The sequence below is a fragment of the Erwinia piriflorinigrans CFBP 5888 genome (assembly GCF_001050515.1).
GTDB classification, from domain to species: domain Bacteria; phylum Pseudomonadota; class Gammaproteobacteria; order Enterobacterales; family Enterobacteriaceae; genus Erwinia; species Erwinia piriflorinigrans.
Window position 1 is genome coordinate 36,916 of sequence record NZ_CAHS01000013.1, and the last position, 15,267, is coordinate 52,182.

At 52.6% G+C, this 15,267-nt stretch carries 16 protein-coding genes, 1 pseudogene and 1 riboswitch; of the genes and pseudogenes, 8 read left to right on the forward strand and 9 right to left on the reverse strand.

Annotated elements, in window-relative coordinates:
• The first annotated feature begins 75 nt into the window (after nt 1–75).
• Nucleotides 76–1,131 carry a DNA polymerase IV gene (gene dinB / locus EPIR_RS04585; protein ID WP_023654133.1) on the forward strand — a complete coding sequence of 352 codons (1,056 nt, stop codon included), beginning with the start codon at nt 76–78 and terminating at the stop codon, nt 1,129–1,131.
• A gap of 119 nt (nt 1,132–1,250) precedes the next feature.
• Here dinB and EPIR_RS04590 read toward each other — a convergent pair.
• Nucleotides 1,251–2,195, reverse strand: a pseudogene (locus EPIR_RS04590) (chitinase); the annotation flags it as partial.
• A 728-nt stretch (nt 2,196–2,923) separates the two neighbouring features.
• Nucleotides 2,924–4,381 carry a beta-Ala-His dipeptidase gene (pepD, locus tag EPIR_RS04595; protein ID WP_023654135.1) on the reverse strand — a complete coding sequence of 486 codons (1,458 nt, stop codon included), beginning with the start codon at nt 4,379–4,381 and terminating at the stop codon, nt 2,924–2,926.
• Between the two features lie 262 nt (nt 4,382–4,643).
• Here pepD and gpt point away from each other — a divergent pair, with 262 nt between their 5' ends.
• The 3 genes from gpt to crl all read left to right on the forward strand — a co-directional run bounded on the left by gpt (nt 4,644) and on the right by crl (nt 6,927).
• The gene (gpt, locus tag EPIR_RS04600) at nt 4,644–5,102 is read left to right on the forward strand and encodes a xanthine phosphoribosyltransferase (protein WP_023654136.1); all 459 of its coding nucleotides are present in this window, start codon (nt 4,644–4,646) and stop codon (nt 5,100–5,102) included.
• 116 nt (nt 5,103–5,218) lie between these two features.
• Nucleotides 5,219–6,469: an esterase FrsA gene (frsA, locus tag EPIR_RS04605; protein WP_023654137.1), complete on the forward strand. Its 1,251-nt coding sequence runs from the start codon at nt 5,219–5,221 to the stop codon at nt 6,467–6,469.
• A gap of 56 nt (nt 6,470–6,525) precedes the next feature.
• Entirely contained in the window at nt 6,526–6,927 is a 402-nt protein-coding gene (crl, locus tag EPIR_RS04610) for a sigma factor-binding protein Crl (RefSeq protein ID WP_023654138.1), read from the forward strand.
• A gap of 119 nt (nt 6,928–7,046) precedes the next feature.
• On the opposite strand, the gene EPIR_RS04615 is transcribed toward crl, so the two are convergent.
• Complete coding sequence (locus EPIR_RS04615) at nt 7,047–8,201, reverse strand: porin (RefSeq protein ID WP_023654139.1); 1,155 nt, start codon at nt 8,199–8,201, stop codon at nt 7,047–7,049.
• 297 nt (nt 8,202–8,498) lie between these two features.
• On the opposite strand from EPIR_RS04615, the gene proB reads away from it, so the two are divergent.
• From proB to EPIR_RS04630, 3 genes are all read left to right on the forward strand, one after another.
• Complete coding sequence (proB, locus tag EPIR_RS04620; protein ID WP_023654140.1) at nt 8,499–9,602, forward strand: glutamate 5-kinase; 1,104 nt, start codon at nt 8,499–8,501, stop codon at nt 9,600–9,602.
• Nucleotides 9,603–9,611: 9 nt separating this feature from the next.
• Nucleotides 9,612–10,865 (forward strand): glutamate-5-semialdehyde dehydrogenase, encoded by a 1,254-nt coding sequence (gene proA, locus EPIR_RS04625; RefSeq protein WP_023654141.1) that lies wholly within the window; start codon nt 9,612–9,614, stop codon nt 10,863–10,865.
• 67 nt (nt 10,866–10,932) lie between these two features.
• Complete coding sequence (locus tag EPIR_RS04630) at nt 10,933–11,511, forward strand: LysE family translocator (RefSeq protein WP_048697015.1); 579 nt, start codon at nt 10,933–10,935, stop codon at nt 11,509–11,511.
• Nucleotides 11,512–11,524: 13 nt separating this feature from the next.
• On the opposite strand, the gene EPIR_RS04635 is transcribed toward EPIR_RS04630, so the two are convergent.
• The 4 genes from EPIR_RS04635 to EPIR_RS04650 all read right to left on the reverse strand — a co-directional run bounded on the left by EPIR_RS04635 (nt 11,525) and on the right by EPIR_RS04650 (nt 13,684).
• Complete coding sequence (locus EPIR_RS04635) at nt 11,525–11,950, reverse strand: type II toxin-antitoxin system VapC family toxin (RefSeq protein ID WP_023654143.1); 426 nt, start codon at nt 11,948–11,950, stop codon at nt 11,525–11,527.
• Nucleotides 11,950–12,201 (reverse strand): type II toxin-antitoxin system prevent-host-death family antitoxin, encoded by a 252-nt coding sequence (locus tag EPIR_RS04640; protein ID WP_023654144.1) that lies wholly within the window; start codon nt 12,199–12,201, stop codon nt 11,950–11,952. Before EPIR_RS04640 ends, EPIR_RS04635 begins: the two co-directional genes overlap by 1 nt.
• A 138-nt stretch (nt 12,202–12,339) precedes the next feature.
• Nucleotides 12,340–13,167 (reverse strand): shikimate 5-dehydrogenase, encoded by an 828-nt coding sequence (locus EPIR_RS04645; protein ID WP_023654145.1) that lies wholly within the window; start codon nt 13,165–13,167, stop codon nt 12,340–12,342.
• Between the two features lie 85 nt (nt 13,168–13,252).
• Entirely contained in the window at nt 13,253–13,684 is a 432-nt protein-coding gene (locus tag EPIR_RS04650; RefSeq protein WP_023654146.1) for a YbaN family protein, read from the reverse strand.
• An 87-nt stretch (nt 13,685–13,771) separates the two neighbouring features.
• A riboswitch (Fluoride riboswitch) is annotated at nt 13,772–13,843 on the forward strand.
• A gap of 80 nt (nt 13,844–13,923) precedes the next feature.
• Between EPIR_RS04650 and crcB the strand changes: the two genes are divergently transcribed.
• Entirely contained in the window at nt 13,924–14,301 is a 378-nt protein-coding gene (crcB, locus tag EPIR_RS04655; protein WP_023654147.1) for a fluoride efflux transporter CrcB, read from the forward strand.
• Here crcB and EPIR_RS04660 read toward each other — a convergent pair.
• Nucleotides 14,287–15,057 carry a hypothetical protein gene (locus tag EPIR_RS04660; protein ID WP_023654148.1) on the reverse strand — a complete coding sequence of 257 codons (771 nt, stop codon included), beginning with the start codon at nt 15,055–15,057 and terminating at the stop codon, nt 14,287–14,289. The genes crcB and EPIR_RS04660 overlap by 15 nt on opposite strands.
• Before the next feature lies 1 nt (nt 15,058).
• Complete coding sequence (locus EPIR_RS04665; RefSeq protein WP_023654149.1) at nt 15,059–15,256, reverse strand: hypothetical protein; 198 nt, start codon at nt 15,254–15,256, stop codon at nt 15,059–15,061.
• Nucleotides 15,257–15,267: the final 11 nt, after the last annotated feature.

Here is a 15,267-nt window from a genome sequence, read left to right on the forward strand (position 1 = left end):
ATGCGTCTTAGCCTCACCATAGTTGAACTCTTTTAAATCTACTGTATACTTATACAGTATTGTCGGGGGAGGGATATGCGCAAAATCATTCATGTGGATATGGACTGCTTTTTTGCTGCGGTAGAAATGCGTGATAATCCCAGCCTGCGCGACATTCCTGTTGCTATTGGCGGCAGTGAGACGCAGCGCGGTGTAATCAGTACCGCCAACTATCCGGCACGAGAATATGGTGTGCGTAGCGCCATGTCGACGGCGATGGCGCTGAAGCTCTGTCCCCATTTGACGGTGGTCCGTGGCCGCTATGAAGCTTACAAAGAAGTCAGCGTGCAAATTCGCGATATTTTCTCCCGCTATACCCCACTGATTGAACCCCTCTCGCTGGATGAGGCCTACCTTGACGTTACCGACAGTCCGCACTGCCAGGGTTCTGCTACGCTGATTGCACGTCAAATCCGTGACACCATCAGCCGGGAGCTGAATTTGACGGCTTCCGCCGGAGTCGCACCCATAAAATTTTTGGCAAAAATTGCCTCGGATATGAATAAACCCAACGGTCAGTTTGTGATTACGCCAGAGGAAGTGCCTGACTTCCTGCTGCGCCTGCCGCTGGCGAAAATTCCAGGGGTGGGAAAGGTCACCGCGCGCAAGCTGGAGGAGTTGGGGCTTACCACCTGCACCGATGTACAGAAAACCGATTTGTCGATGTTGCTGAAGCGCTTTGGCAAGTTTGGTCGCGTGCTTTGGGAGCGTTGCAACGGCATTGATGACCGCGAGGTGATCGTCGAGCGCGAGCGCAAATCTCTCGGCGTAGAGCGCACGCTGTCGCAGGATATTCATAGCTGGGAAGCCTGTCTGGACATTATTGATCTGTTGTACGACGAGCTGGAGCGGCGGTTAAGTAAAATAAAACCGGACAGGCTGATTGCACGTCAGGGGGTTAAGCTGAAATTTACTGATTTCCAGCAAACCACACAGGAACATGTCTGGCCGGAGCTGAATAAAGCGGATTTGATTGAGGTGGCGCGCAAAAGCTGGGATGAGCGGAGGGCAGGGCGCGGAGTCAGGCTGATTGGGCTGCATGTCACACTGCTGGATCCACAGCTGGAACGGCAGCTGCTGTTAGGGCTGTAAGTCACCCATAGATGCAAATGTCAGATTGCGATGCGCCTGTCAGGGGGCTGCTGGTCACAGAGCCTTACAGGCGCATATGAAAAACCTTCGTCTATGCCGGAGGGTATTTATTCAGATATTGTGCCGTCACCACTGATCATATCGCCGTAGCGCTTGATAAACTCCCAGTCATAAGATTTACCGTTTTTATCAAAACCCGCATCCCAGTTGACTGACCATGTCATCAGGCCCCTGACAGGTTGACCGCCATCCTCAAGACGCTTTAAGGCATTCAACGTATCTGAGGGATTAATTACATAGCCGGTGGCGGCGGCATCAATATTAGAGGGAAGACCTATGGCAAATTTATCATTGGGGATCTGGATAAAGCCGCGTGTACCATTAATAATACTGTCGGTCAGATAATAAAGAAAATCCTCTTTCCTGTTATCGTTATTCTGCGTCAGCCATTCATTGGTCTCATCGATCCAAAGACCGTCACCACCCTGGTTATAAAACTGTGGCGCAATAAAGTCATAATATCCTTCCAGAGCGCTAATGTAAGCTGCGTAATGACTGCCCGTGCGTAAATAAGGAAACTCCGGCGCCATACTGATAATAAAGTGCTTACCTTCTTTACGGTAATGATCTTTAACCAGACGCAGGGCTGCTGGCAGCACCGTTTGGTTGTCCTTAGCGATAATGGCGGATTGCTCCAGATCAATATCCAGACCGTCAAAGCCATAGGTTTCGACCAGGCGAATAATTTCAACTGCCAGGGCCTCTTCCTGTCCACTGACCAGCACTATTTCAGCGTCAGCACCGCCCAGAGAAATCAGCACTGCGCGACCTTGAGCATTGAGTACGCCTACCTGACGGCGGAACTCTTCATCCGTCATATTATAGGGTTTGAAGGTCGGAATATTGTGTCCTTTCATAAATGCAACGGCGACAATATTATATTGCTCAGGAATATCGGTCAGATTCATTTCTTTAAAGCGGCCAAGCTGATACCCCTGAGATCCTTCCGCTGCCCAGTTATGCCAGAATCCCATGATAAATTGCTTCCCGCTCATATCGGGCATGTCAGAAGCAGCATCATCGATGTGATTTTTTAGTGTAGCCGTAACTTCTGGATTGAGTTCGGCTGGTTGTTTGGATCCGTACATTTTTAGCTCCTTGAATACTCTTTATCATTACGCGGCACCTTATTAAATAAGATGAACCGCTATTGCATAAAATAATCCTCTGCCGATACAGGCTAAGAGTGCTATTTATGAAAGGTTATTAAGTGTTGATGTGTCGGCCGATGTATAAATCAGCAGGTGCAATTATTCCATTAATTATCTTTGGCTGGTTGCCCTCCATTGTTAACTGCATTCGGTTTTCAGGATAATATGAGCGCAGTGTCGTATTGTGTAAGTTAATAACTAAGAGTTTTCTTGTTGGTTAATAGTGATTCAGGAGGTGTGCTTTAGCAAGCACAACAGAAAAGCATTTTTATTTCTTATTCTTCGAAAAGTAATGCATGAATAAACGGTGTGAACAATGGGGGTTGTGGCTAAGACTGAACAAGAGATACTGGTCAGGGTGACTATTATTTTGCGGAAATGATAAAGGGACGTGATGTTGTTATTTTAAGGCATTGGCTTGAGACGGTTGATAATAGGTCATGTTTTAGAAATAGCAAGATAACGATAAAATTGATTATTAACGTTAGAGTGATTTATTTTTTAGTTTGGCATCTGTTCGCACCAGTAATAACACCGCCTGGACTGACCTTCTTTTTCGGTTGGCCCCGGCGGTGGAGCAATTATTTAACCGGGATCGCCTTTAGCAGCGCGGTCAGTAATTGCCAGTAAAGCCCTACGCTGGCAATGTGTGCCTGCTCATCGGGAGAGTGGGCTCCGGTGATGGTCGGCCCAATAGAGACCATATCCATCAGTGGATAAGGTTCCTTGAACAGCCCGCACTCCAGACCGGCATGGATCACCTGGATGCTTGGAGTTTTGTTGAACAGTTTTTCATAGGTTTCGCGTACCAGCGCCATCACCGGCGAACTGCCGTCTGGCTGCCAGCCAGGATAGCTGCCTTTAGCGACGGTATGCGCGCCAGCCAGCTGGCCCAACGCGGTCAGCATTTCGACGACTGACTGCTTACCGCTGTCGAGCAGTGAGCGGATCAGGCAGTTAATTTTCGCCTGATTACCGTCAATTTTTACCACGCCGAGGTTTAGCGAGGTTTCCACCACGCCTTTCATGACGTCTGAATTGCGGATAACCCCGTTCGGGGTACTGTTCAGCAGCGCAACAAAGGCATCACGACTGGAGGCACCCAGTGCCTGTGGCGCGTGGGCGATATCTTCCACCACCAGCGCGATATTTTTCTCTACCAAACCCAGCTCGTTTTGCAGCGTCAACAGATAACCTGCCGCCACAGACTTCAGCTTGTCCGCGTGCTGGGTGGAGACGGCCAGCGTGGCATAAGCTTCACGAGGAATTGCATTGCGCAGCGTACCGCCGTTGAAGTCAACCAAACGCAGATCCAGCTGTTGCGCATGGGCAAACAGGAAACGTGCCAGCAACTTGTTGGCATTGCCCAGACCATGATGAATATCACAGCCGGAATGCCCGCCTTTCAGGCCCTTCAGCGTCAGTTTTATCGTCTGGTGGTCAGACGGAACCGCTTCAAGATTCAGTTCAAGAGTACTGGTGAAGTCGACGCCACCCGCACAGCCCATGTAGATTTCACCTTCCTCTTCTGAATCGGTATTAATCAGAATATCCGCCTGTAGCCAGCCCGGCTGTAAGCCAAACGCGCCAGCCATACCGGTCTCCTCGGTCATGGTGAGCAGTACCTCAAGCGGGCCGTGTTGCAGGCTGTTATCAGCCAGCACCGCCAGCGCGGAAGCCATACCAATACCGTTATCTGCGCCCAGCGTAGTGCCACGGGCTTTCACCCACTCGCCGTCAACCCAGGGTTGGATAGGGTCTTGCGTAAAGTCGTGTCGCGTGTCGTTATTTTTCTGTGGCACCATATCCAGATGCGCCTGCAACGCCACCGGTTTACGGTTTTCATAACCTGACGTGGCCGGCTTACGGATCAAAATGTTGCCGACTTCATCACGCTCGTTCCAGAACCCTTGTTCTGTCGCCCAGGCGGTAATATAGGATGCCAGCTGTTCTTCATGGTATGAAGGATGGGGAATGGAGCAGATTTTTGCAAAAATGTCCCACAGCGGCTGCGGGGATAACTGAGACAATTCAGACACGTTAACTCTCCTGTGTCGGCATCACCGACCTGTCTGACAGGCAGGGGGCGTGCGTGGATAGCGGTTAAAAAATCACGCCAGCGCATCTGGCGCGGTTGCCAAAGAATATCACCGTTTGTGGGTGCATGCTCCTCTCGCCCAGGGAAAAATAGCGCTACCGGGCGTGGCGGGCTGGTGTTTAGCGGCCCATGTCTCTATAATTCCGCGCAACCGCTGCCACTGCACATTTTTTGAGCCAATTTTCTTGGTTGGGATTTCTTTTATGAGTGAAAAATACGTCGTCACCTGGGACATGCTGCAAATTCATGCCCGTAAACTGGCCGCGCGCCTGCTGCCTGCTGAACAGTGGAAAGGCATTATTGCCGTCAGCCGTGGTGGCCTGGTGCCGGCTGCGCTGCTGGCGCGTGAGCTGTGTATCCGCCATGTGGACACCGTTTGTATCTCCAGCTACGACCATGATAATCAACGTGAAATGAGCGTGTTGAAGCGTGCTGAAGGGGACGGTGAAGGTTTTATCGTGGTTGACGATCTGGTGGATACCGGCGGTACTGCGCAGGCTATTCGCGATATGTATCCGAAAGCGCATTTTGTTACCATCTTTGCCAAACCGGCAGGCCGTCCACTGGTCGATGATTATATCATCGATATTCCGCAGAATACCTGGATCGAGCAGCCGTGGGATATGGGTATCGCCTATATTCCTCCCCTGGTCAAAAGCTGATTGATATCGATCAAAGCGCGCCCGGTTATGCCGGGCGCGTCTGTTTTACCCTTCGCGTGAAGTCGCGCGCTACGCTAGACTAAGTAGCCGATAGTACGCCGGAGGATCCGCCTGTTATGCCACCGAAAAATCTCAGCGAAGAACTCTTCAAGCCGCGTTTTAAGCATCCGGAAACCTCATCACTGGTACGCCGTGTGCATCACCATCATCCTTTTTCCATTCATTCTGCGCTGGGCGGAGAGTATTCAGTCGGCTGGTATCGCATGATCGAGCGCCTGCTCTGGGTCTGGCGAGGCCTGTCTCCACAGGAGGTCGTCGAGGTTCTGTCGCGTATTGCGGCAAGCACCAGTGAGCATACTGACGAGCAGCTGCTGGATACGGTGATTGGCTACCGTGGAGGCAACTGGATTTATGAGTGGTCAAACCAGGGGGCGTTGTGGCAGCAGAAAGCCAGCCAGGGCGTCGATGAGCAGCAGGCTGGCCACTGCTGGCTTCAAGCCGCTAACTTTTACAGCGTGGCGAGTTATCCGCACCTGAAAGAGGACCCGCTGGCAGAACAGGCACAATTACTGGCCAGCCGCGCTTATCAGCAGGCCACTCTGCTTTTGCCCGGCGAACTGAAAGAGCTGGAGTTTGCTATCCCTGACGGCAGTCCCGTGAGCGGATTCCTTCACATGCCGCCTGACGCGCGGCCACCTTATCCCACGGTGCTGATGTGTGGCAGCCTCGATTCGCTGCAAAGCGATCACTATCGGCTTTTCCATGACTACCTTGCGCCACACGGTATCGCTCTGTTGACGCTGGATATGCCTTCGGTGGGCTTTTCTGCTAAATGGAAACTCACCCAGGATACCAGCTTCCTGCACCAGCAGGTGCTGCGCCAGCTGGAAAACGTCGCCTGGGTTGATCATACCCGCGTGGCGGCCTTTGGTTACCGCTTTGGCGCTAATGTAGCGGTCAGGCTCGCCTGTCTGGAAACGCATCGTCTGCGTGCGGTGGCCTGCCTCGGGCCAATAGTGCATCGTTTGCTGACTGATACCGACTTACAAGACAGAGTACCGGATATGTATATGGATATGCTGGCCAGCAGGCTGGGGATGTCCGGGACTTCTGACAGCACATTGCGAACTGAACTGAGTCGCTTTTCGCTGAAAACACAGGGCCTGCTGGGCCGTCGTTCACCCACTCCAATGCTTTCTGCCTGCTGGGCGGATGATCCTTTCAGCCCGGAAGAAGAGTCGCGGCTGATCGTTAACTCATCCAGCGCCGGACGACTGATAAAAATCCCTACTTCCCCGGCGGGGAGCCGCTTCGACAAGGCTTTGCGCGATATGTCTGACTGGCTGTTAGCTAAATTAACGCTATAAGTTGCTAAAACTCATGTTTTTGCTACAACTATAGGCTCAACCAAGGAGGTTAAGCGATGACGTTACCGAGTGGACACCCTAAGAGTCGAATAATTAAGCGTTTTCACTCTTTAGGTCCTTACATCCGTGAAAGTAAGTGCGAAGGCGACCGTTTCTTCTTTGACTGTCTGGCAGTCTGCGTCAATGTAAAACCGCAACCGGAACTGCGTGAATTCTGGGGATGGTGGATGGAGCTTGAAGCCCATGCGGACCATTTTACCTATGAGTACCACTTTGGCCTGTTCGATAAAGAAGGCAACTGGAAGCCGACGACAGTCAAGGGTAAGGATAATAATGCCCGTCTCGAAGAGACGTTACGTAACTTCCACGAGCGTTTGAAAGCGCTACTGGCTGAGCTGGATCTCGAACTGATCCCGGCGACGGATTTTGCAGACCAGCCGGTGAAACTTACCGCCTGACAAGCGTAAATAACCCGGGCTGGATTGCTCCAGCCCGGGTTATTTGTCGTTCAGCCCGACAGGCCATGTCAGTTGCGTCAACGCTGACCCGCCAATGCCCCGTCAACGTATCAGATCAATCAGAACTGATACATCAGACCGACAGCGACGATATCATCACTATTCAGGTTCAGCTTATTGTTTTTGTTCAGCAGGTTGACTTTGTAGTCGACGAAGGTCGACATGTTTTTGTTAAAGTAGTAAGTGGCACCGAAATCAACGAATTTGACCAGATCGGCATCACCAATGCCGTTTTCAATATCTTTAGCTTTGGTTTGCACGTAAGCCAGCGATGGACGCAGGCCTGAATCGAACTGATACTGGGCAACCAGTTCAGTATTCTGCACTTTGTTGACGTAACCAGAAATGGTGGTTGGACTGGTGTTACCGGCAAAGGTATACGAAGCGCCGCTAAGTGGATTCATGTTACGCGTTTCAGCGTAAGTTGCCGCCAGATAGACGCCGTTGTTGTCATATTTTAATCCCGTTGCCCAGGCTTCCGCCTTTTCACCAGAACCGTAGGCAGCCATTTTCTGGCTGGTGGTTGAGGTGGCGCTGTTGGCATTCAGACGGTTAGCTGAAGACATGGCACCATTAATGGTCAGGCCATCAATGATTTTATAAGACAATGAAGCGCCGTAGCCGTCACCGTTTGACACATTGGTGGCTCGAGTGCTTGAACCTTCGTTCTTACCCTGATATTGCAAGGCTAATTTCAGGCCATCAACCAGACCGAAGAAATCGTTGTTACGCCAGGTTAGCATGCCGTTACCACGAGTCAGCATATAGGTATCGGCACGGGTATAACCGGTTGCGCCAAATTCTGGCATCATATCGGTGAAGGCTTCGACGTCATAAATCACGCCATAGTTACGACCGTAGTCAATGGAACCAAAATCTTTCAGTTTCAGACCGGCAAAGCCGAGACGGGTTTTGTTACCTGACTGCGCATCGTTGCTGCCTTCTGAATTGCTCAGGCTGAAGTTGTATTCCCACTGACCATAGCCGGTCAGCAGGTCGTTAATCTGGGTTTGCCCTTTGAAGCCGATACGGGTATAGGATTTATCAGCATTGTTGCTGGCATTGGTATCCGCATCGCTCAAGTAGCGCATCGCTTTGATTTTGCCGTAGAAATCCAGTTTGTTGCTGTCTTTATTGTAAATTTCTGCGGCCTGAGCCGCGCTGGTGATGGTCAGAGCTGCGGTTAAAATTGCCAGTGTGCGTTTCTTCATCATTTTGCTATCAATCCCAAAAGAGTAAAAAATAAATTGCCGCCTTATTTCGGGTTACGGGAGCTGCTAACCTGATTTTTTGGCTAATGTTGGCCCGAAGGCTCTTCTTAAAGCACCGACTTTTTACCCTTTTTCTATGTAATATTTATTACACTTCCAAACATTTTTTGCTGGTCGTGAACTTTTGCATCCGTCAAGGGTCTGGCTTTTTCACCCTTTTCCCCTGCTGGCTGTTGGCTTCAGGCACAACAACTGCTAAAACGTTTCTTTGTACTCTTTTTTACGAAACGGCAGGAAATGATGAGCAGCAGCCAGACCCTGGTGGTGAAACTGGGGACCAGCGTATTGACCGGTGGTTCACGTCGGCTCAATCGGGCACATATCGTCGAGCTGGTGCGTCAGTGCGCCCAGCAGCACGCGGCGGGACACCGGATTGTGATTGTTACTTCAGGCGCGATGGCGGCCGGGCGTGAGCATCTTGGCTATCCGGAACTGCCACCCACCATCGCCTCGAAGCAGCTGCTGGCTGCGGTGGGGCAGAGCCGTCTGATCCAACTCTGGGAACAGCTGTTCTCCATTTACGGTATTCATATCGGTCAGATGCTGCTGACGCGTGCCGATCTGGAGGATCGGGAGCGTTTCCTCAACGCCCGCGATACTCTGCGAGCGCTGCTTGATAACCATATCGTCCCGGTGATTAATGAGAATGACGCTGTCGCCACTGCGGAGATCAAAGTGGGGGATAACGATAATCTGTCGGCGCTGGCCGCTATTCTCGCCGGAGCCGATAAGCTGCTGCTTCTGACCGATCAGCAGGGACTGTTCACCGCCGATCCGCGTAATAATCCGCAGGCGGAGCTGATCCGCAATGTCAGGGGCATTGATGACGATCTGCGTGCGCTGGCTGGTGACAGCGTTTCCGGTCTCGGCACCGGCGGGATGGCGACGAAATTACAGGCGGCAGATGTTGCTTGCCGTGCCGGTATCGATACCATTATTGCGGCGGGTAGCCGCACTGGGGTCATCGCTGATGTTATTGCGTCTAACCCGGTAGGGACGTGTTTTCACGCTCTTGAAACGCCGCTGGAAAATCGCAAACGTTGGATTTTCGGCGCGCCTCCCGCCGGTGAACTGGTGGTGGATGACGGCGCATTATCGGCGATCCTTGAACGTGGCAGTTCGCTGTTGCCAAAAGGCATCCGTGAAATCAGCGGTAATTTCTCCCGTGGTGAAGTGATCCGCATCCGCAGCTTGCAGGGCCGCGATGTCGCTCACGGCGTATCGCGCTATAACAGCGATGCGATGCGCATGATTGCCGGGCACCATTCCCAGCAGATCGGCGAAATTTTAGGTTATGAATATGGTCCGGTGGCTGTTCACCGAGACGATATGATTGTCAGCTAAGGAACGTTCATGCTTGAACAAATGGGTCAGGCCGCAAAGGCCGCCTCTTATCAGCTGTCGGTGCTCTCCACCGCAGAGAAAAATCAGCTATTGATGACGATCGCCGATCGTCTTGAAGCGCAGAGCGCAGAGATCCTCGCGGCCAACCAGCTGGATCTGGCCGATGCACGGCAAAACGGCATGAGCGCGGCGCTACTGGATCGTCTGATGCTGGATCGGCAACGTCTGAAAGGTATCGCCGATGACGTACGTCAGGTGTGCCGCCTGGCCGATCCGGTTGGGGTGGTGATTGACGGTGGTAAGCTCGATAGCGGGTTGCGCATTGAACGTCGTCGCGTGCCGCTCGGCGTGGTCGGGGTGATTTATGAAGCGCGCCCGAACGTCACCGTGGATGTCGCCAGCCTGTGCCTGAAAACCGGTAATGCGGTGATCCTGCGCGGTGGCAAAGAGACTTACCGCACCAATGCCGCCACCGTGCGCGTCATTCAGGATGCGCTGAAACGGCATGGCGTGCCGTCGGGTGCGGTACAGGCGATTGAAAGCCCGGATCGCGAGCTGGTCAATCAGCTACTGAAGCTCGATCGTTATGTCGATATGCTGATCCCTCGTGGCGGCGCCGGACTGCACAAACTGTGCCGTGAACAGTCGACCATTCCGGTGATCACTGGCGGTATCGGCGTTTGCCATATCTACGTCGATCGCAGTATCGAACAGGAAGCGGCGCTCAAGGTGATCGTTAATGCCAAAAAGCAGCGTCCGAGCGCCTGTAACTCGGTGGAAACCCTGCTGATTGATGCGGCGATAGCCGACAGTTTTTTGCCTGCGCTCAGCGCGCGCATGGCGCAGGAGGGGATTATCCTGCACGCCGATGCGCGTTCGCTGCCGCTATTACAGCAAGGCCCGGCTTGCGTCAGTGCAGTCACTGATGCCCAATACCGGGACGAATGGCTGGCGCTGGATCTGAACGTTAAGCTGGTGGACGATCTCGATGAGGGGATTGCGCATATTCGTGAATACGGCACCCAGCACTCCGATGCCATCCTGACGCGCACCATTAAGCATGCGAACCGCTTCGTTAATGAGGTGGATTCTTCAGCAGTTTACGTTAACGCCAGCACCCGCTTCACTGACGGCGGCCAGTTCGGTTTAGGGGCTGAAGTCGCGGTCAGTACGCAGAAACTGCACGCGCGCGGCCCGATGGGGCTGGAAGCGTTGACGACCTATAAATGGGTCGCGTTCGGTGACGATACCGTGCGCGTTTAACCGATAACAGGGGGATCATCGGGTGACGCTATCCCAGCTTTTGCCGTTTGCCGCTATCGCTCTGGGTATGGTACTGACCCCCGGACCCAACATGATTTACCTGATCTCGCGCTCCATATGTCAGGGGCGCAGGGCCGGGTATATCTCTCTCTGCGGCGTGGCGTTGGGTTTTATGTTTTATATGCTCTGCGCTGCGCTGGGCATTACCGCGCTGCTGATGGCGGTACCAATAGCTTACGACGCGTTGCGTTTCGCTGGCGTGCTTTATCTGCTGTGGATGGCGTGGCAGGCGATATTTGGTGGGAAATCTCCGTTTCAGCTGCGCGACCTGCCGCCGGACAGTGCCGGCAAGCTGTTCACCATGGGGTTGCTTACCAATTTGCTCAACCCGAAAGCTGCCGTGATCTATCTGACCTTGCTGCCGCAATTTATCAACCCGGCGCAGGGTAACGTGCTGGGGCAATCCCTGACGCTTGGTTTCAGTCAAATCGTTATCAGCATGCTGGTCAATGGGGGGATTATCTTTACCGCCGGGAGTATCGCCAGCTTTCTTGCCGATCGGCCCGGCTGGCAAAAGGCTCAACGCTGGCTGATGGGCACGGTGCTGGCCGGACTGGCGTTGAAAATGCTGGTGGATAAGCGCTAGTGAGCGGGTTCGTTCAGACATCATCCCAGGGATTGAGTAAGGGGATATCCATATGGGTGAAATCTGCGATGTTTCGGGTGACGACCGTCATGCCGTTGATAAATGCGGTGGCGGCAATCAGTGAATCATTAAGCGATCGTTTGTCCGGCACATGCAGCCGGGCGCAATGACGGGCCACCTGCCTGTCGACAGCCAAAATTCTCCCCTGATATTCGCTAAGGACGTATTCCTCAAACCACCGGCGCAGGATTTTACCCTGACGACTGTCGCTTTTTTCCTTCAACAATATTCCGCGTTCGATTTCCAGTACGCTGATCGCAGAGATAAAGGTATCGCTGATACTCACTGACTCTGCCCAATCAACGACCTGCGGCGCACACCGTCCACTTTTTACCTTGCGTAGTTCAGAAAGAACATTAGTATCAAGTAAATAGAGCATCAGAAATCCACATCCCTGACAATAAGATCCTCGCGGGAAAGCTCAAAATCGACCTCCCCGGCTCCGGGCATATAAAGCGCATCGGCCAGGCTTACCGAGGCACCAGACAGCTTTTGATATTGCGCAAACGTCATTAAAACGTGAGACGGCCTGCCGCGCACCGTGATATATACCGGGGCAGTTTCTGCGGCTTTTTTTGCACCAGAAACATCCTGATTAAATAGACGGCTGGTATAGGTTTTACTGGTCATATTGCTCTCCCGCACCAAATGTAGATAGGTTGCTACTTCTCGAATTTAGCACAAAATTTGAGCGCGCGGAAGCAACAGATGCCGGCAATTTGTACGATAAATCGCCGGTATCCTGATGCTGATGATCAAAATAGCAGGTTAAGTTTTCGACTCGCGCGCATATTCAGCCGCTTCCCGGAACAGCGCGTCGCTGGGGCGCATGCCGGTATACAGGACAAACTGTTCCACCGCCTGAATAGCAAATACCTGTGCGCCGGTGATGACGACTTTCCCGAGTTCATGTGCCATACGCACCAGCGGCGTCAGCTCCGGTAATGCCACGACGTCAAAGATGACGCTGGCGGCGGCAATGCTTTCCTGGCTGAAAGAGAGCCTGTCAGCATCGACACTTCCCGCCATGCCGGTTGGTGTGGCATTGATCAGCAGCTCAGGTTGCAGGCCATTGAGATCGGCGCGCCATGTCAGTCCATATAGCGCCGCCAGTTCACGCCCACGGGTTTCGTTGCGCGCAATAATATAGCCCTGGTTGAACCCGCTGTCTTTTAACGCACAGGCCACCGCTTTTGCCATACCGCCACTACCGCGCAGGGCAAAGGTGAGTCCGCTTGATACCCGGTATTGCTTCAGCAGCGTCATGATGGCGATATAGTCGGTGTTATAGCCTTTTAGCCAGCCATTGCTATTCACAATGGTATTGACTGAATCGATGGCTTTGGCAGAGTCATCCATTTCATCCAGCAGGGGAATGCAGTCCTCTTTAAACGGCATTGAAATGGCACAGCCACGGATCGCCAAAGCGCGTACGCCAGCGATGGCGGCGGTCAAATCCTGAGTGGTAAAGGCTTTGTACAGGTAGTCGAGGTCGAGGGCGTGATACAGATAGTTATGAAAACGGGTGCCGAAATTGCCGGGACGTGCTGCCAGCGACATGCAGACCTGGGTATCCTTATTAAGATTTTTGGTCATCTGGGATCCTCTGATTGGGGGCAGACCAGCATGTACCAAACAGACGCGATTAAAAACGGCTGGATTTAGATAAAACGTTCCCCTTTTACGCTGGCGGGGAGGGGGGCTTTTCCGGACGACGCCACAACCAAACCAGCACTGCTGCCATGCAGCAGATGGAGATCACCACGCTGGGCTTATGTGCCACGCAGATAACCATAATCAGCGCGGTGATGCTCATGGCCAGCGTAGCGGCCCACTTGGCGCGGCGCGGTAAGATCCCCTGCTGCCAGTTTGTCAGCAGGGGGCCAAAAATCCTGTTGCGTAATATCCAGCGATGCAATGAGGGTGAGCTGCGAGAAGCGAACCAGGCCGCCAGTAGCACAAACTCGGTACAGGGCAAACCAGGCAAAATAAATCCTGCGACCGCCAATGCCAGGCTGATGATGGCCAGCAGCTGATATAAATAGCGTACCAGTTTCGTTCTGTGCCGCTCCGGTACAGTGGTGGAGGGCAGTGAATCTTTGCGAACGCTCATTTTACCTGCTCCTGAGGGCAGCCATGTTAGAATTATCTTACCCTTTGAGTGACGGCTTGCAAAATCCATGTCGGCTGATTATCTTAATTATCACAAGGTGATGGCGATCCACCTTTCCCAACCGCCCTGATTTTTCGGGTTGATGACGCCTGATAAAACTGACTCTTTTAACAGGAGGTCGGTTGGTCAGGCGATGTTTTTACCTGCTGGCACCCTCCTCAATAATCACTGAGAATTTTATGATAAAACCGTTATTAGCCGTGATGACCGGTGGTTGCGCTGGCTGCGTCATTCGCTGGTTGTTGGCCGTGCGCCTGAATGCCTGGTTTCCGAATTTACCGCCAGGCACCCTGCTGGTCAATCTGGTTGGCGGATTGATTATTGGTGCGACGGTGGCATGGTTTGCCCGTTATCCGGGCATCGACCCAAACTGGAAGTTGCTGATCACTACCGGATTATGCGGTGGGATGACGACCTTTTCCACCTTTTCACTGGAGGTAGTGACACTGCTTCAGGCCGGAAACTATCTGTGGGCCATGATCTCGGTAATGACCCACGTGACAGGTTCACTGTTGATGACGATGGCCGGTTTCTGGCTGGTATCACTGCTTTTCTGAGGTATTGCCGAGCGGCAATGCGCTGGCGCTGGTGGCATCGAAGAGTGACAGACTCTCAATTTGACTGAGCATAATCACCTTGCGGAACGCTAACGCCGATGTGGGTTGCGATACCGGGGTAATGCCATGTTCCGCGTACCAGCGGCTATAGTTATGTTCAATACTCAAGTTTTGCGTCTGACTATCGCGATAGCCACTCAACATCGGGATCAATACGACGTTGGCGGTGGTCAGGTTATCGTATGCCGCCGCATGCACCATCCCTATGTAGATATGGCGCGATTTCAGCGTGATCACGACCAGTTCGCCTTCCTCCATGCATTGAAACAGCAGGCCCTCCACGCCGTTGGCCCGTGAGAGTTCCTTATACAATTTTTTCCTGCCGCTACTGTCAAGACGGGCGCTGCCCGACCAGCTGGAGCGGTAAATGCAAAAGATAACGGCAAAGGCGAGCATAATCACTACCGGAGCCTGAATCCCCAAAAAACTCCAGTTCATAAACTCGATCTGCCACTGGTGGTGCAGACCATCGGCAAGTTGAGGAATAACGTTGAATATTGCGGATATGGCCAGCAGCAGTAACCAGATGATTCCTGTGGCAAAAACGCCCTGCAAGACGAAAATACAGCCGTACAGTGCGACGAGGAAATACACATCCCAGCCAAAAGAACGTTTGATTTTGAAACGGGTGGAGAGATCGCGGCTGGTATACCAGTAGCCACAAACCATCAGTACCATAAAAATCGCCGTACCCATGTCAAACCCTCTTTAGTGCCGCGACATGACGGGCGAAATCTTCCCGAACTTGCGGGCTGCAAAAGTTGACGCTGGCGCTGCCATCTTCATCAATCAAGATGCACTCGCCTTCCTCGATCGACTCGGCAATATCGCGCTTGCTCATAACCTGTAGTAGCGATTCAGGACTGGAAAAGAGAGCCAGAAAAAAACGAAACATAGAAACTCCTC

What these genes read in the sequence shown, in the direction of transcription:
- dinB (WP_023654133.1), top strand. Translation starts at nt 76, where the DNA reads ATGCGCAAAATCATTCATGTGGATATGGACTGCTTTTTTGCTGCGGTA.
- gpt (WP_023654136.1), top strand. Translation starts at nt 4,644, where the DNA reads ATGAGTGAAAAATACGTCGTCACCTGGGACATGCTGCAAATTCATGCC.
- frsA (WP_023654137.1), top strand. Translation starts at nt 5,219, where the DNA reads ATGCCACCGAAAAATCTCAGCGAAGAACTCTTCAAGCCGCGTTTTAAG.
- crl (WP_023654138.1), top strand. Translation starts at nt 6,526, where the DNA reads ATGACGTTACCGAGTGGACACCCTAAGAGTCGAATAATTAAGCGTTTT.
- EPIR_RS04615 (WP_023654139.1), bottom strand. Translation starts at nt 8,201, where the DNA reads ATGATGAAGAAACGCACACTGGCAATTTTAACCGCAGCTCTGACCATC.
- proB (WP_023654140.1), top strand. Translation starts at nt 8,499, where the DNA reads ATGAGCAGCAGCCAGACCCTGGTGGTGAAACTGGGGACCAGCGTATTG.
- proA (WP_023654141.1), top strand. Translation starts at nt 9,612, where the DNA reads ATGCTTGAACAAATGGGTCAGGCCGCAAAGGCCGCCTCTTATCAGCTG.
- EPIR_RS04630 (WP_048697015.1), top strand. Translation starts at nt 10,933, where the DNA reads ATGGTACTGACCCCCGGACCCAACATGATTTACCTGATCTCGCGCTCC.
- EPIR_RS04635 (WP_023654143.1), bottom strand. Translation starts at nt 11,950, where the DNA reads ATGCTCTATTTACTTGATACTAATGTTCTTTCTGAACTACGCAAGGTA.
- EPIR_RS04640 (WP_023654144.1), bottom strand. Translation starts at nt 12,201, where the DNA reads ATGACCAGTAAAACCTATACCAGCCGTCTATTTAATCAGGATGTTTCT.
- EPIR_RS04645 (WP_023654145.1), bottom strand. Translation starts at nt 13,167, where the DNA reads ATGACCAAAAATCTTAATAAGGATACCCAGGTCTGCATGTCGCTGGCA.
- EPIR_RS04650 (WP_023654146.1), bottom strand. Translation starts at nt 13,684, where the DNA reads ATGAGCGTTCGCAAAGATTCACTGCCCTCCACCACTGTACCGGAGCGG.
- crcB (WP_023654147.1), top strand. Translation starts at nt 13,924, where the DNA reads ATGATAAAACCGTTATTAGCCGTGATGACCGGTGGTTGCGCTGGCTGC.
- EPIR_RS04660 (WP_023654148.1), bottom strand. Translation starts at nt 15,057, where the DNA reads ATGGGTACGGCGATTTTTATGGTACTGATGGTTTGTGGCTACTGGTAT.
- EPIR_RS04665 (WP_023654149.1), bottom strand. Translation starts at nt 15,256, where the DNA reads ATGTTTCGTTTTTTTCTGGCTCTCTTTTCCAGTCCTGAATCGCTACTA.